Consider the following 15,422-nt stretch of genomic DNA (forward strand, 5'->3'; position numbering starts at 1 on the left):
TTATTCCATTTCCACTTTTTCAAGCCTTGGATTTGGACGGTATCTCCTTCCAGCCTTAGCTTGATGCTTTCCATTCAGAAGAACATTATCTCCGGTAAAGCCGATCTTGATTTTTAGTAAACTGCTACCTACTCCATACATATCAACTGGTACGCCGCGTTCTTCAAAGTCAAGGATTCGATTCTCATTAAACCCGCCACTTACGACAATTTTAACATGAGAGTATCCTTCTTCATCAAGTGCCTTTCTTAATGCGAAAACAAGTTCAGCATTCACACCACGCGGGTCAAAAGTACCAAGTAGATGTTGATTACGCAAAAAGTATTGATCAATTAAAGTTCTAGAGGTATCAATTCGTACCCCTTTTAACTCTTCTCCGAATACTCTGGCAACCTTTAGCGCATCAGTTATGACATCATTATTATAATCAACCAAAGAAATTAATTCATCTTGCGGATACGTTTCTCGGTAGGCGTGCGTAGCTTCCACTATATCCCCATTAAATAATTGAATCAGAGCATGCGGCATGGTTCCCATACCTTGCTTCCCCCACCACTCATTCATTGCATGTGTTGCTTGTGCCGTCGCTCCCCCTATATAGGCTGCGTATCCGTCACCGGCTTGTGTAATAAAGTGATCATCACGATCTCCCATAAAGATGACAGGCTTTTGCACACCACTTACTGCAGCAGCTTTCATGACATTTTAAACATTAGTGGCAACAGATGTTCGTCTTGAAAGAATACCATCAATCATACCTTCCAGAAATCCAAAGCTTTGATATGGACCTTTAATTGTTAAAATCGTTTCAAATGGAGTGATTTTATCTCCATCCTTTAAAGAATAGATTTCCAGTTCTTCAGGATTATTAGCAAAGGTATGAATCAAGGCAATTACTTCATCTGTTCCACAAAGAACGGCATGGTCCTTTTGAAAAAATTGCATGGTCACTATATTATCTGAATGGAACTTTTGTACAATTTCCTTTGTTTTTAGGAAATAAACAGCTGAAAACCATCCCTCTTTTACACGTTCATCAAAATTAAATGTATGATTGGTTAATCGTTTTATTTTACCTTGTAACTTTAATTCTATCTCTTTCATCCAGAGTGCTCCTTGAAATCCAATATCTTTTCCCAAGTAACGTTCATAGTCTTTACCTTAGTATGAAGTTCATGTCACTAAAGAATACCATTAATTATAGGAATGTACTACTACTTGTCTCTTGAATTTGCTCTAATTCCTCAGCCGTTATTAACACATCTCGTGGTTTACTCCCTTTAGGTTCAGAGATGAATCCTTGTTGTTCCATCATATCGATTAACCTTGCAGCGCGGTTATAACCCACTTTAAATCTTCTTTGCAGACTTGACGTGGACGCACCACCCTGGTCAATGACGTACTCACAAGCTTCATAGAACAACTCGTCCTCTTCCTCCACAACCTGAGCCTTTTTCAATAATTCTTCTTGGTGGAATAAATATTGCGGCTCCATTTGGTCACGCACATGCTGAACAACTAAATCGATTTCTGCGTCGGAGACGAACGTTCCTTGTAATCTGACAGGTTTAGAAGAACCATTCTCTAAAAATAGCATGTCACCTTTTCCTAATAGCTTTTCTGCACCACTAATATCAATAATTGTTCGGGAATCAATTTGGGATGAAACAGAAAAAGAGGCTCTAGTTGGTACATTCGCTTTTATTAACCCAGTAATAACATCAACAGATGGCCTTTGGGTCGCGATGATTAGATGGATTCCACATGCTCTTGCTTTCTGGGCAATACGACATATCGATTCCTCTACATCCGCTGGAGACATCATCATTAAATCAGCTAACTCATCGATAATAATAACAATAAACGGAAGTTTTTCTGAATAACGTTTATGTTCTTCGGCGATTTCATTAAATCGATTAATATCCCTAACACCTGCATGAGCAAATAACTCATATCTTCTTTCCATTTCATCTACAGCCCATTTAAGTGCTGCTGTTGCTGCCTTCACATCTGTTATGACAGGACTTACTAAATGTGGAATATGGTTATAAGGTGCCAGTTCAACCATTTTAGGATCAATTAATAAAAGCTTTAAATCATATGGACTAGCTTTATAAAGTAATGATACTAATATCGAATTGATACATACGCTTTTACCAGAACCTGTTGCACCTGCGATAAGTCCATGTGGCATCTTTTTTAAATCCGTTACAATAGGTGCCCCAGAAATATCAAGACCTAACACGGCAGTTAATGGAGAGGAACTGTTTCGAAATGCTTCCGTTTTGATAATCTCTGAAATAAGAACAGGACGACTCTTTTTATTAGGAACCTCGATCCCTATCGTATGCTTACCTGGGATAGGTGCCTCAATTCGAATATCCTTTGCAGCAAGACTTAATTTAATATCATCTGAAAGATTCGTGATTTTATTTACTTTAACTCCTGGTTCCGGTTGTACTTCAAATCGAGTAACCGATGGGCCTTGTGTAATATTTACAACACTTGCTCTTACTCCAAAATTTTTCAGAGCCTCATTTAACAGGTACTCCTGGTTTTCAATCCAATCGACATTTTCTTGCGCAAATCGGGTAACTGGAGGATTTAAAAGCTCTAATTCTGGAAATATATACGAATCATTAATTGGCTCTGACAGGATGTTTTCCGCTCTTTGTATAATCCTTTCCTCTGCCACTGGTTCTACTTTTGGTTGTGGAACTTGATGGGCTGGCTCTTGAGTTTGCTTAGGTAATTCCATATTTTTATTGAGTAATGATTTTTGTTCTAAAGAACGCCTATCCTGTTTTAACATTAAAACGTTAAAAGGTAAATGAGAACGAGTTGGAGCTTCTTCCTCTACTTTGTTTAGATTTCTTTCCGTTTCGAAATCTTCATGCGTTTCAGCTATGAATTCAGTTTTCTGATTATCAAAATCTTCTTCCATTTCTGTTATAGATTCAGGTGCTTGATTATCAATGTCTTCTTCCATCTCCGCTATAAATTCATATGCATGATTTCCTGTGGCATCTTCCATCTCTATAGTAAATTCAGATGCTTGACTTTCTGTATCTTCTTCCATCTCTGTTACAGAATCGGGTGCTCGATTGTCTATGTCTTCTTCCAAAAATACCTCATCTTCGATCGATTCCATCTCTAATTCCGAGCTATCCTCGGTATCCGCAAAACTCCGATCTTCCTCCATGATGAGATCTTCTTCTTTTTCAATAGAACCTTCTATGAAAACATCGGATTCAATGATTAAGTTTTGTTCATCATAAATAGTCTCGACAGGGATTTCTTGATTATAAGGTTTTTCTGCAACTTCAAGTTTATTTGCATGGATATTCTCGTAAACATCCTTAACGTCATTCCCATAAATAGTAGGGGAAGGAGCTGTGTGTATTTGATTAGAAGCCTCTCCATCATTTAACTCAAATTCTACAACTTCCGTATTATCTGGACGTTTAGCAAACCCATAAATAGGCGAAGGAATTTCTGTCGGTTGAAATGGTCGACTATTCTTTTTTGAAATTTTATTAGAACCTGCAAGTTTGTTATTACTAGGTTCAATGGATTCTTTTTTCTTTATAGGTAAACTTTTTCCATTTTGAAATGAATCCTTTTTCGGTCCATTAGTCTCCTGAAAAGAGTCTTTTTCTTTTGCTCTTTCCTCTTGAAATCTTTGTTCTTTGACAGGACGTTTAGGCCGCTCAATGGAAGAGTCTCTTTTAGAATCTCTTTCCTTCAATTGTCTCTCATGATTTTTATCAGGAATTAAAGGAAAACGAAAATTCGCCTTTGGATATTGATATACCACTTTGGCATCTAGCTCTTTACCTCTATTATCATTTCTAGTTGTTTTTTCGTAGTATATTTCCTCAAATTCTTCGATATTTTTAGCTTCTTCTTTATTTTGAAAAACCTTTAAAAACTTATTTAACCAACTCAAACTAAATCACTCTTTCTAATCTTCTAGCTTCCTACCCTTCCTATTTTAGCAGTAATTCTTGAAATTTCGACAATAAATATTAATTTAGATATTTTTGACTAAAAAAAAGATCACCATTACGTGATCTTCTCAGGGTGTCGACAAAAGTTAAGGAGTCCATCTTAACCCGTTCGGTTGAGAGGGAGAACAATAACATAACTTTTTGAGGTGTAAACAGCATGCTGCTTTCCCTATGTCCGCAAAAAATAAAAGAAACCATTTATCGGACCTACAATCCGCTATTTATAAAAATATGGGTGTTTTCTCCCCCTTATAGGACACACGTTCCGCTACCGAGGTAAAAGGTTCCCATTTTTGTGCGATGATAAGCCAATAGCGTATCCTGTGTCCGATAACACCTCCAAATAGCGTAAATTGACACAAATAACGTACGCTGTGTCCGATAAAAATAAGAGAAAACATTTACCGGACCTACAATCCGCTATTTAAAATTCTCACTCGCATCAGACACATAATTTTAAAAAAACTGCAGCCAACCCCATATTTCTACGAGTTTGGCTACAGTCTGAAAGATCACCATTAGGTGATCTTCATTTTTACTCTTTTCGATTTTTTCCTAGAATGAACATGGGTTCTAATTCTCCATTTTCATAGGCGAACGATAAAGCGGTGATTGGAACCTTTCCATTTGCAAAGAAAGCCATCGCCATTTGAGCTAATACATCATATCCTGTATTATTTTGAATATCAGCAATAATTAATACATCTTGGTGAGGCACAGCCAAAACCATATTTCCACTTATTTCATTTTCCATCTGCTTAAGGAAGGATTCATTTAAAATCCTACTTGCATCATAGCCATCATTGGTTGAAACAAAATAGAATACATTTCCAGCAACTGTGTCTCTCTTCACTTCTGTTGATAATGATCTTACATTAAATAATGCTGTTTCTTTTATATGCTTTGGAGAGATGTTCTCTTTCGTTACCATTTGTTCGTCAATTAAACGATACGATTGTCCCAAATCCAGAGCATAATAGATTCTTGTTTCTGCAGTATGTTCTTCTGTTAAAAAAGTCTTACCTTCTCCAGATTCTAGAGGAAATGAAGTAGACCGTATGATAGGAAAGATTTTTTTATCGTTTCCCAATAATGTATTTTCGGAGCCCATCACTTTTAGGCCTTCCTCTACATAATAAACAACCTCATCAATTGCCTTTTCTTTATCCTGATGCCACTTAGCCACAATCCCTGGTAAGGCAATGGTGATACCTTTACCTGTCCTTACATTTACAATCTTTAACTCATCTTTTTCCCGATTATATGAAATAGATCGATTAGGTCCCTTCAATCGATTTTCTAATTCTTTTTTCATTTTCGTAGTATCCATTTTCATAACGATTTTTCCTCCTAAAAGGGATGTATCTTTTCCATTCTACATGAAAAAACCTTCGCCTGAAAGAAAGACGAAGGGGAATTTAGCTTATTGTTATTTTAACCCTAGAATAAACTGTTCAATCTCTTCTTGTGTTTTTCGGTCCTTACTTACAAAACGCCCTAGTTCACTACCGTTATGGAAAGCAATAAAACTTGGAATTCCAAATACATCTTGTTGGATACATAGATCAATAAATTGGTCTCGGTCCACATATACCCATTCATATTCTGCAAACTTTGCTTCTACCTCAGGAAGAAAAGGTTCAATAAAACGACAGTCCGGACACCAATCAGCTGAGAATAAAAATATATGTTTTCCGTTTTCACGAAGTTCTTCAAATTGCTCCATTGATTCTAACTTTCTCATGTAAATCCATCCTTTTATATCAATGATTACTTTCTTTTTTATTCTTACTCTTTTGATTTTACCTTAACTGACTGTACAATTTCCATCATTTGAACTGCCTCTGTCGATAAGCTGCTAGTCTTTACTTCAGAGGTTAATTTAACTCCGCCAATTCCAACTATTAATTCATTCATATCTTTTTCATAATTATCGATAAGTAAATAACTAAATTGATCTTCGTTCTTCCAATGCTTGTTTGTATCTATTTTCTTATGCTGATTTAAAGTAGATTTATAAACAACATCACTTTGTTCATCTTCATGTTGATTGTAAAATAAGATATAGGTTTTTGAGCCATTTTTTAAAATGACATTATTTTGAGAAATTTTTTCTATTTCATAACCAAATGGTAAATAAGCTTCTATCTCTCCCAAGTTTTTATTCGCCTTTTTTGGTTTTGTTTTTAATTGGTCTTGAATAGTTTTAATCGTTTTATTGCTTTGTTCATTTAAGGATGCTGAACATCCAACCAATACGACAAATGATAAAAATATCAACATTAAGACTCTCATTTTTCTTCCCCCTCAAAGGAATCATCACCTTATATGATACCGTTCCTTTAAGTAGTCAAGCAACCCTTTAATGGTCTTTTTGCCTATTTTTGTCTTTTTTAATCGATTTTAAGACACCTTATACAGTTATTTTGTATCATTTTATTCTATTGTTAATTTCCGTATAATAGTCAAACTGTCCTACTAATAATTTCGTCAAGTGAGTAAACATAGTAGAGCGGTCAATGGCTCCATTAGTAAAAACTCCAATTGCACCTTCCTTCTTTCGAATATTATCTTTTTTTGTGTAATCATCCATAATAGGTCCCAATTCTTCTCCACCTCTTAATCGAACCGAAATTTCTTCAGGTAATGGGATTCTTGCCCCCCCAGCAATCATCAGTGGGGACTGCCCTTTGATGACCAATGCACCCCAATTACAGAGGAATAAACCAAACGAAGTTTCTTGGACTCCACCTTCCAATCCAATCCCTATATCTCCATCGCCTAACTTTAAAGCATTTTCAGCACGATTTACCGCTCCTTGTATGGTTTCTTCATCCGAAAAAGGCTGATTGCTCACTCCTGATGGCGCATCCAACGGAACAAATTCATATTCTCCAGTAAATGCCCTTTTAACTGCCTCAATTTTTGCTGGATTTTTTGATCCAATGATAATTTTCATCTTGCTTTCTACCTCCAGATATATGTATCCATACTAAATACTTTCATAAAAATTGAAAAAGGCATAGTTTGACCTATACCTTTAGCATTTCTTAGCTATTTTGTTTAATACTATCGACAGTCGTTTTGTCACAAGCTTTCACTAGCTTGACAAGTAATTCTTTTGCCGCTGCATAATCATCAACATGAATGATGGAAGCGTGTGTATGAATATAACGAGAGCAAATCCCGACAACTGCACTTGGTACACCATTGTTAGATGTATGCACTCTTCCAGCATCTGTTCCACCTTGAGAAACAAAGTATTGATAAGGAATGGAATGAGTTTCAGCCGTATCAAGAACAAATTCTCTCATTCCTCTGTGAGTTACCATAGAACGGTCAAGGATTCGCAATAGCGTTCCTTTACCTAATTGACCAAATTCATTTTTACTGCCTGACATATCATTTGCTGGACTCGCATCTAAAGCAAAGAATATATCTGGATTTATCATATTAGCAGCTGTTTGTGCACCGCGTAACCCCACTTCTTCCTGCACTGTTGCACCAGAATATAATAGGTTTGGCAATTTTTCATCTTTTAGTTCTTTCAATAATTCAATAGATAATCCGCATCCATAACGATTATCCCAGGCCTTTGCTAAGATTTTCTTAGGATTAGCCATTGGTGTAAATGGGCAGATTGGAACGATTTGTTGACCTGGACGGATACCTATTCTTTCTGCGTCTTCACGGTCATCTGCTCCAATATCGATGAGCATATTTTGAATTTCCATAGGTTTACTGCGTTTTGCCTCATCCAATAAATGTGGTGGTATGGATCCAATAACACCTACCACTGGACCTTGTTCTGTCATAATTTGAACTCGCTGAGCTAATAAAACCTGGCTCCACCATCCACCTAACGTTTGAAAACGAATCATTCCATTATCCGTAATGGATGTAACCATAAATCCTACTTCATCCATATGGCCAGCTACCATAACAGTAGGTCCATTTAAATCTCCTTTTTTAACCCCGAAAACACTTCCAAGCTTGTCTTGGATAATTTCATCTGAGTACGCTGTTAATTGTTCTTTCATAAACTTACGTACTAGATATTCATTTCCAGGTGCGCCTTGTAATTCTGTTAATGTTTTAAATAGTTCTAAAGTATCTTGATTCATTTTATTAGCTCCTCCTGAATTCTTTATGAAAACGAAACATATGTATATTTTGTATTTTACAAAAATTCCAGACCCGTGACCACTATTTAATTATTTTACTTACCCAAATCCATTCGCAACTGCATTTGTTGTAAGGTATACTTATTTTAAAAGAAGACCCAACATGAAAGGGGCCAGGGTTATGAAATGGAAGTCTTTTTTATTAGGTGTAGCAGTTGGTGCGATTAGTGGCTATGCAACAAATAAATATATAACATCCCAAACTTATTTATCTGCCGAAAAAGTTCTTGAAAATACTAAAAGACAATTTAAAGAACAAGGTCCTATTTCTGGCTCATGGATTCACATGAAGCTTGAGCCGTTTCAGAAAAACCATGTATCTTATCAAGTTTATAAAGGTGGGATTTCAAGAAACGACAGCAATGGAAAACCTGAACAATTTGAATTTGTAGCAGATGCCAAAACAGGTACTTTATTGGATGTGTATCCTATTTAGAAGGCTCTTTTCTGAAACTTTGTTGCTTTTTCTAATTAATAAATAGGAATTTCACTATATATGATGTTGAAACACGTATTGAAATGAAGAAAAGAGCTGAGCGCTTATTAAGAGAGTCCTAAAACCACAATCTATACGAAAACAGCCATTTAGAAAGAAGGAGAAACCCTTCTTTCTATTTTTCTCTTTTTATAGCCTCTGTTATTTTTCCCGTTTCATCCCACTTTACTGCTCGATAAATAGCATCATGATAGAAGATAAACCAGGCGTTTTCCTGCATCCCATGCGGTATCCATTTTTCTTTTGCATAAATCGAATCCATTGGATAATCATCATAAGCCATCACCCAAAGCGGGTTATGATGAGCATGTGTCGGCATTAAATCAGCCATATGTATAATTGTTCCCATCTCATCTTTTATCATTAAAATGGAATGTCCATCACTATGGCCGCCAGTATGGATCAGTTTGATTGGACCAAGCTCCCAAGAATCAGTAAAAGTCTCAACTTGCTCTGTAATTGCTTCCCAATTTTCCTTCCAATACGTATTAGCCGAGCGAATATTTGGGTTTTGCATTTCGTTCCATTCAGTATCAGAGGTAATAATCTTAGCTTTAGGAAAAACAGATGTAAACTTTTCATCTTCTAATTTAGTTAAACCGCAAGCATGATCAAAATGTAAATGGGTCATTAATATATAATCGATATCCGATGTGGCCAAACCTAACAACGCTAGATCTTCTTCAAGATTGGACTCTTCCGTAACCCCAAAATTCCTTTTTTGCTTATCGGATAATTTTCCCTTTCCAATACCAGACTCAACAAGAATATTTTTACCACTCCATTGAATAAGAATTGGGTCTGTACGTAATTCGATTTGATTTTTCTCATTACAAGGATATCTTTTTTCCCATAACGGCTTCGGCACTACACCAAACATAGCTCCGCCATCTAAGTTCGTGACCCCGCCTGAAAGCCAAGTAAACTTTACATCCTTCAGTTTAAGTGTTTCCATTCTGCTCACCCTTTCCTCGTTTCATTTTACCATTTTTAGAAAATTAGAAATAATAATTCACCTTGTTTTTACTTTGATATTTTTTTTCTTATTCAAAATTTTATTAGCAGCATGCATTTCATGATGGACATTAATAACCATACCTTGCCTAACTATGTCCGTCACTACCTTTATGACAGACATTTTAATTTTGTACTCTAACTCTTTTGTCCATCATTACCTTCATGATGGACATTCTAATTTTGTACTCGAACCCTTTTGTCCATCATTACCTTCATGATGGACATTCTAATTTTGTACTCGAACCCTTTTGTCCATCATTACCTTCATGATGGACATTCTAACTCTGTACTCGAACCCTTTTGTCCATCATTACCTTCATGATGGACATTCTAACTCTGTACTCGAACCGTTTTGTCCATCATTACCTTCATGATGGACATTCTAACTCTGTACTCGAACTCTTTTGTCCATCATTAACCCTTTTTCCCTTAATAGAAAAAGACCAACTCATCTGAATTGGCCAACTTTGCTTATTTTTTATTTTGGTATTTCACTTCACAGCGATAAATTCGATTTCCTTTTTGAGAAAATTTCTCTTCATATTCAGTCATAATATTACCTTCAAAATCACTTTGATGTAAATCAAGGTTGACGTATGTCAATAATAAACCATATTTCGAAAAGCTCGTTAACGAATATTCAAATAAGCCTTGGTTATCGGTTTTAAAGTGTATTTCCCCAGCATCCACAAGTATATTTTCGTAAATACGCAGAAAACTTTCAAACGTTAATCTTCTTTTGGCATGTCTATATTTAGGCCATGGATCAGAGAAATTCAAATACACACGGTCAACATCACTTTTGGCAAAGTATTTTTCAAGATCCTCAGCATTAACATTAAGTAATTTTACATTAGGAAGCTCTTCATCGATAAGTTTTTCTAACGCAGAGACAATAACACTATCTGCTAACTCGATTCCAAGATAATTGATATGAGGATTCGATTTGGCCATTCCAGTAATAAAACGACCTTTTCCAGTTCCGATTTCTATATGAAGAGGTTGATTTTTGTCAAAAACCTCTGACCATTTTCCTTTGTGTTGCTCTGGATTCGCAATTACATATTGTGGGTATTGATTCATTTTCTCTTTTGCCCACGGTTTATTTCTTTGTCTCATTTTGACACTCCTCATTAAACATTTTCGTTCAAACCATATCATGTAATCAGGAATTCTGGCAAGTTGAAATATATTTAGTGTATAAGTGTATCCTGTGCATAAACATAAAAAAGAATCCACAATCTAAAATGTGAATTCCTTTTTTATAATTAGGCGAAAGGTGATTATAACAATGCCCATAAATTCTCAAGATCAAGTAAATTTATTGAAAGATATTTTAAACAACCATCAGACAGATTGTTGTGGTTCTGTTTCAGAGTGTGAACAGCTTGAACGCCTTGTAAAATCTTTAATGGTGAATAATGATATTAATCATAACATTAAGAACGTTTTACAAGAAATCTATACCTATAGTCAAGATGGTGTGAATACTCCTAACTTGGATGAACATATTACGACCAATCAAGCTCAATTAGCACAATGGGTGAATAATATTGATCAATTTTCCTAAATGACTTCTAAATAGTCAATCCACTTATTCATTTCACCTAGACGATTTTTACTTTTATACCATTGAATAGAGTTAATAGTCTGGGCAAACACATACCAACGCATTCTTAGAGCTAAATGCTCTGTTAGCTTTATTCCATAAAGTTCAAGCCAACTAGCCCAGCTATCTTTTGGTATGTACCAATATAAAAGTTGCCCTAAATCAATAGCGGGGTCTGCAATCATTGCATCGTCCCAATCAATTAAAAAGAGTTCCTTTTCTTCGGTTAAGAGCCAGTTATTATGATTAACATCGGTATGGCAAACCGTTTTTTCTTCTGTTTGTATATGGACAAGTTCATCGTTTAAAAATTCCAACACACGTTGTACGGATGGAATTTTAATAATATCCAATTCAAGCCCTTCTTTGAGTGTTCGAAGGAGGGTTTCTGGTTGCAGAGGCGATTTACCTAGACGTTTCAGCATCCCAAGTAATGGCTTGGAACGATGGATTTTTTTTAGAAGCTTTGCCACCTGGTCTGCACACATTTCAGACGGTTTCAATTCTCTTCCGTCCATCCACTGCTGTGCAGTAATGACGTCCCCATTTTCTAATCTTTTCGTCCAAACAAGTTTAGGGACAATTCCTTCTGCTGACAAAACAGCTAAAAACGGTGAAGAATTTCGTTTTAAAAAGAGCTTTTGCTCTTCGTATTGAGCATAAAAAGCCTCACCCGTTGCGCCGCCAGCAGGAACAATTTCCCATTCCTGTCCAAGTAAATGTTCCAAGATGGTTCACCTTCAATTTGTGCAATTTACAAAAACGTTATCGTCAAAAGTTAGAGGTTAAAAGTAAAATAAAAAAACAGCTATTGAGCAATTATTTCACAATAGCTATCTTATAGATTTTATCCCTAATTCCCTTTTGTCGTCAAGATAAAATTTAAAAGCGGAAGTGGCTTGATTATTTAATGTGGCCTATTACAATTGCACTTATCGGTTCTATTAATACCGTGTTCGAATGAAGTATATTTTTTTTAGTAGCACCTGCAAATTGATGATTAGCTAGTAGAAACCACTCTCCCTTTATAGGAAGTGGAATGGTTTGGGTGCTTTTTAAGGGATTGAAAATAACCACTATTTCAGACCATTCCCCATAGGAATGAATGTCCTTTAAACGATATCCCAGTATTGGCTCTGATAAGGGAAGCCATTCAAAATGAGTTCGTATTTGAGATGCTGAACGCAGCCTAAATGCTTGATTGCTTTTTCTAAGTTCAATGATTCCTTTTAAATATTCGATATCTTTAAGATAGGTTTGTTTTCTTTTCCAATCCAACCAATTTATTTTATTAGGAGAATTATAGCTATTCCCAATCTTTTCTTTTGTTCTGAAAAATTCCTGACCACTATGCAAAAAAGGGACTCCTTGAGAAAGAAGCAGAATGGTGCTTGCCAAAAGGTGGTACTTTCTCAAATCCTCTTCCTTTTCCTCAGGTTGTATCATTAAAAATTTATCCCACATGGTATGATTATCGTGAGATTCTAAATAATTTACGGTTTGACTTGGCTCTTGGAAAATACCTGATTCACTTTCAGTTAACCCAATACTACCAGAAATAACCATTTTCGTTTGGGTTATTTTATCATGATTTCCAAATACAAAACCTTTATCTTGAAGGTTGAAGGTACTTCCTTTTATAGAATCACGGAAAACATCATTAAATTGTGCTATTTTTGGAAGTTTGAATTGATTCTTCAGTATTGCTTTCTCCTGTGTCGGAAGTGGAGTATTTAAATCCCATCCTTCTCCAATCATTAAAAAGCTAGGATCTAACTGTTCTACTACTTCTCTCACCTGCTCCATTGTCTCTATGTCCAATATTCCCATTAAATCAAATCTTAGGCCATCGATACCATATTCCTGTACCCAAAATCGAACAGAATCAATAATAAATTTTCGGACCATTAGTCGTTCAGAAGCAATATCATTCCCAACCCCTGTACCGTTCGAAGGCATTCCAAATTCATCATGCCTAAAAAAATACCCTGGAACAATTTTTTCAAAAGTAGAATTTTCTCTGTCATATACATGGTTATACACAACATCTAATATGACACGAATACCATTTTCCTGGACCGTACGAACAAGTTGTTTTAATTCGAGAATCCTTGAATAAGGATCACGAGGATTCGTTGAATAGCTACCTTCTGGAACATTAAAATGAATAGGGTTATAACCCCAGTTATACTCAGAAAAATTTCCTAGTTCGTCTACCCCTTCAAAGTCTTGAACAGGCAAAAATTCAACATGAGTAATTCCCAATTCTTTCATGTAAGAAAGCCCTGTTAGTCCACCTTCTAAACTAGAAGTATTCGTTTCAGCAGCTCCTATATATTTACCTTTTTGATGAATGCCACTCTGAGGATGGATAGTTAAGTCACGGATATGTGTTTCATATATAATAGCATCTACTGGGTGAGTAAACGGAGGGAGAATCGGTTTAGGTAGTCTAGTTTTTTCTAAATTAATGATAACGCCTTCCTTACCATTGGCGGTTACTGCAGTAGCATATGGGTCTACTGCTTCTCTCCATCTTAAATTTACACATACAAGGTAAGTATACGTAAAACCTTCTAAATTCCCTTGTTTTTTATAGGTCCATATGCCTTTTTCTTCCCTGCACATAGACACTACTTCAGAACTTCCTTCTGGAGAGATAATTTTAATATTAACCTGTGTTGCAGTTGGAGCCCATAATGTAAACTTTGTAGAATGCTCATTATAAAACACACCTAAATCGTTTCCGTCATAATAAAATAATGAATCAAATTCATTTGTTCTAATGACAGCCCCAACTTGTAAATCGGTTTTTGTATCAAATTCGTCCACTATCCAGTAAGTTCTTCCAAACTCTAATGTTGTGTCGAAATCACAAATATACTTATTGAATTCTGTAAGAGTATGTTTTTCTTTAATTTGAAGCGAATATTTTTGATCACCATCTAGGATATAAAATAGATTAGAGTTTCCTTCATGATAGGAAAAAGGAAGAAGAATCGTGATCACGTTTAAATCATCTAAATAAGCAAAAAAATTTCGCTTGATGGAAATCACTTTTGGTCTTCAGCTCCTTTTCAAAATCTTTCGTGTCAGGAATTATTTCTTCGTATAAGATTTGTTTTTATTCCCCTTTTATTTCTTCCTCTATATCATAGGTATCCCACTCAGGACGTCTATAACTAGTTGTTTGGCAATATTCAAGAAGTGATTGCGCACTTTTCAATTGAATATGCTTAAGCGGTGATTTCAATTTACGCATGGTTTGAAACCATTCTTCATAATTTCGTTTTTCAAATAATCTTACATCCTCAGGTGCATGCGGAAAGTCAATATAACCATTCCGACTTAAAACCACTTTATGAATAGGCAGGTCTATTTCGTTTAACTGATAGATATTGCGAACAATTTTCTCTGTACGTTGTAAGGCTATTAGCGGATTTAACACCTTTTTTTCTAATTGTCCAATTCTTTTTGTCCAAAAATGCTCGCTTCCTCCTAGAAAAACAGCATTTTCTTCATCCTCTAAAAATGTTATACACCAAGTATCAGTAGGAGTAATGCAAATGATTTCAGTTTCAATTGGTGCATTTTTCAAAAGAAAAATCGGATGATAAAGAACTAAAAAGGTATCTGGAAATCTTTGAACAAAAAACTTTAGACGTTCGTCAAAAAAGTATTGTGTATTCATGTGAGACTTTTCCGTAATAGTGGATGAAGCCCATTTTAATTGAAAACGAAAAAGCTGATCTAAAAATTGATGTTTCATATCTTCCTCGTTTGCAGGAAGATGTGAAAATCTAGTTGAAAATTGAAAAGATGTTTCCTCTTCATCCATATTTTCTTCTTGAGGATTTTCATCCATTTTATCGTAAGAATTTTTATTTCCTCTTTTAAACATGACTTTTAGTTTATCAATAAGAGCCGGTTTTGGATCCTCCTCCCAAAACTCTTGCCCTAATGCTGATAGCTCTTGATTATGGATGCTATCTTTCAATTTATCCCATTGTTGTTTTTTTAATCTGACAAAACGAGATGGATAATGGTATATATTTTGTTCATATCTTGAAACATAATCTTCAAGTTTGATTAATTGCCCCATCCAA

General features: G+C 35.5%; 13 protein-coding genes and 1 pseudogene. 2 read left to right on the forward strand and 12 right to left on the reverse strand.

All coding sequences use genetic code 11. The features are described 5' to 3' along the window. The 7 genes and pseudogenes from ACSBPO_RS17455 to ACSBPO_RS17485 all read right to left on the reverse strand — a co-directional run bounded on the left by ACSBPO_RS17455 (position 1) and on the right by ACSBPO_RS17485 (position 8,134). Positions 1 to 1,104, reverse strand: a pseudogene (locus ACSBPO_RS17455) (nicotinate phosphoribosyltransferase). 94 nt (positions 1,105 to 1,198) lie between these two features. Further along, on the reverse strand, positions 1,199 to 3,949 hold the full coding sequence (locus tag ACSBPO_RS17460; RefSeq protein WP_442595545.1) for a DNA translocase FtsK: 2,751 nt from the start codon (positions 3,947 to 3,949) through the stop codon (positions 1,199 to 1,201). Between the two features lie 596 nt (positions 3,950 to 4,545). After that, a complete protein-coding gene (locus tag ACSBPO_RS17465) occupies positions 4,546 to 5,346 on the reverse strand; it encodes a DUF1444 domain-containing protein (protein WP_442595546.1) in 801 nt (266 codons plus the stop codon). A 93-nt stretch (positions 5,347 to 5,439) separates the two neighbouring features. After that, complete coding sequence (locus ACSBPO_RS17470; protein WP_442595548.1) at positions 5,440 to 5,754, reverse strand: thioredoxin family protein; 315 nt, start codon at positions 5,752 to 5,754, stop codon at positions 5,440 to 5,442. A 44-nt stretch (positions 5,755 to 5,798) separates the two neighbouring features. Then, on the reverse strand, positions 5,799 to 6,305 hold the full coding sequence (locus ACSBPO_RS17475; protein WP_442595550.1) for a hypothetical protein: 507 nt from the start codon (positions 6,303 to 6,305) through the stop codon (positions 5,799 to 5,801). Positions 6,306 to 6,441: 136 nt separating this feature from the next. Continuing rightward, complete coding sequence (locus ACSBPO_RS17480; protein ID WP_442595552.1) at positions 6,442 to 6,969, reverse strand: DUF84 family protein; 528 nt, start codon at positions 6,967 to 6,969, stop codon at positions 6,442 to 6,444. A 91-nt stretch (positions 6,970 to 7,060) separates the two neighbouring features. Next, complete coding sequence (locus ACSBPO_RS17485; RefSeq protein ID WP_442595554.1) at positions 7,061 to 8,134, reverse strand: M42 family metallopeptidase; 1,074 nt, start codon at positions 8,132 to 8,134, stop codon at positions 7,061 to 7,063. A 181-nt stretch (positions 8,135 to 8,315) separates the two neighbouring features. On the opposite strand from ACSBPO_RS17485, the gene ACSBPO_RS17490 reads away from it, so the two are divergent. Beyond that, positions 8,316 to 8,630 carry a PepSY domain-containing protein gene (locus ACSBPO_RS17490; RefSeq protein ID WP_442595556.1) on the forward strand — a complete coding sequence of 105 codons (315 nt, stop codon included), beginning with the start codon at positions 8,316 to 8,318 and terminating at the stop codon, positions 8,628 to 8,630. A gap of 175 nt (positions 8,631 to 8,805) precedes the next feature. On the opposite strand, the gene ACSBPO_RS17495 is transcribed toward ACSBPO_RS17490, so the two are convergent. Both ACSBPO_RS17495 and trmB read right to left on the reverse strand, forming a co-directional pair. Next, a complete protein-coding gene (locus ACSBPO_RS17495; RefSeq protein ID WP_442595558.1) occupies positions 8,806 to 9,645 on the reverse strand; it encodes a YtnP family quorum-quenching lactonase in 840 nt (279 codons plus the stop codon). 533 nt (positions 9,646 to 10,178) lie between these two features. Next, positions 10,179 to 10,826, reverse strand: a complete 648-nt coding sequence (gene trmB, locus ACSBPO_RS17500) for a tRNA (guanosine(46)-N7)-methyltransferase TrmB (protein ID WP_442595560.1) — start codon at positions 10,824 to 10,826, stop codon at positions 10,179 to 10,181. Between the two features lie 172 nt (positions 10,827 to 10,998). Between trmB and ACSBPO_RS17505 the strand changes: the two genes are divergently transcribed. After that, entirely contained in the window at positions 10,999 to 11,277 is a 279-nt protein-coding gene (locus ACSBPO_RS17505) for a YtzH-like family protein (protein WP_442595562.1), read from the forward strand. On the opposite strand, the gene ACSBPO_RS17510 is transcribed toward ACSBPO_RS17505, so the two are convergent. From ACSBPO_RS17510 to ACSBPO_RS17520, 3 genes are all read right to left on the reverse strand, one after another. Continuing rightward, positions 11,274 to 12,044 carry a phosphotransferase gene (locus ACSBPO_RS17510; protein WP_442595564.1) on the reverse strand — a complete coding sequence of 257 codons (771 nt, stop codon included), beginning with the start codon at positions 12,042 to 12,044 and terminating at the stop codon, positions 11,274 to 11,276. The two genes, ACSBPO_RS17505 and ACSBPO_RS17510, sit on opposite strands and share 4 nt — an antisense overlap. Positions 12,045 to 12,219: 175 nt before the next feature. Continuing rightward, the gene (gene pulA, locus ACSBPO_RS17515; protein WP_442595566.1) at positions 12,220 to 14,373 is read right to left on the reverse strand and encodes a type I pullulanase; all 2,154 of its coding nucleotides are present in this window, start codon (positions 14,371 to 14,373) and stop codon (positions 12,220 to 12,222) included. 67 nt (positions 14,374 to 14,440) lie between these two features. After that, on the reverse strand, positions 14,441 to 15,418 hold the full coding sequence (locus ACSBPO_RS17520; RefSeq protein WP_442595568.1) for an NERD domain-containing protein: 978 nt from the start codon (positions 15,416 to 15,418) through the stop codon (positions 14,441 to 14,443). Positions 15,419 to 15,422 lie beyond the last annotated feature (4 nt).

Source organism: Neobacillus sp. D3-1R, assembly GCF_052180215.1.
GTDB lineage: Bacteria > Bacillota > Bacilli > Bacillales > Cytobacillaceae > Pseudoneobacillus.

Bases quoted from the DNA above. Each gene is read 5' to 3' on its own strand.
- ACSBPO_RS17465 (WP_442595546.1), bottom strand. From the start codon at position 5,346: ATGAAAATGGATACTACGAAAATGAAAAAAGAATTAGAAAATCGATTG.
- ACSBPO_RS17470 (WP_442595548.1), bottom strand. From the start codon at position 5,754: ATGAGAAAGTTAGAATCAATGGAGCAATTTGAAGAACTTCGTGAAAAC.
- ACSBPO_RS17475 (WP_442595550.1), bottom strand. From the start codon at position 6,305: ATGAGAGTCTTAATGTTGATATTTTTATCATTTGTCGTATTGGTTGGA.
- ACSBPO_RS17480 (WP_442595552.1), bottom strand. From the start codon at position 6,969: ATGAAAATTATCATTGGATCAAAAAATCCAGCAAAAATTGAGGCAGTT.
- ACSBPO_RS17485 (WP_442595554.1), bottom strand. From the start codon at position 8,134: ATGAATCAAGATACTTTAGAACTATTTAAAACATTAACAGAATTACAA.
- ACSBPO_RS17490 (WP_442595556.1), top strand. From the start codon at position 8,316: ATGAAATGGAAGTCTTTTTTATTAGGTGTAGCAGTTGGTGCGATTAGT.
- ACSBPO_RS17495 (WP_442595558.1), bottom strand. From the start codon at position 9,645: ATGGAAACACTTAAACTGAAGGATGTAAAGTTTACTTGGCTTTCAGGC.
- trmB (WP_442595560.1), bottom strand. From the start codon at position 10,826: ATGAGACAAAGAAATAAACCGTGGGCAAAAGAGAAAATGAATCAATAC.
- ACSBPO_RS17505 (WP_442595562.1), top strand. From the start codon at position 10,999: ATGCCCATAAATTCTCAAGATCAAGTAAATTTATTGAAAGATATTTTA.
- ACSBPO_RS17520 (WP_442595568.1), bottom strand. From the start codon at position 15,418: ATGGGGCAATTAATCAAACTTGAAGATTATGTTTCAAGATATGAACAA.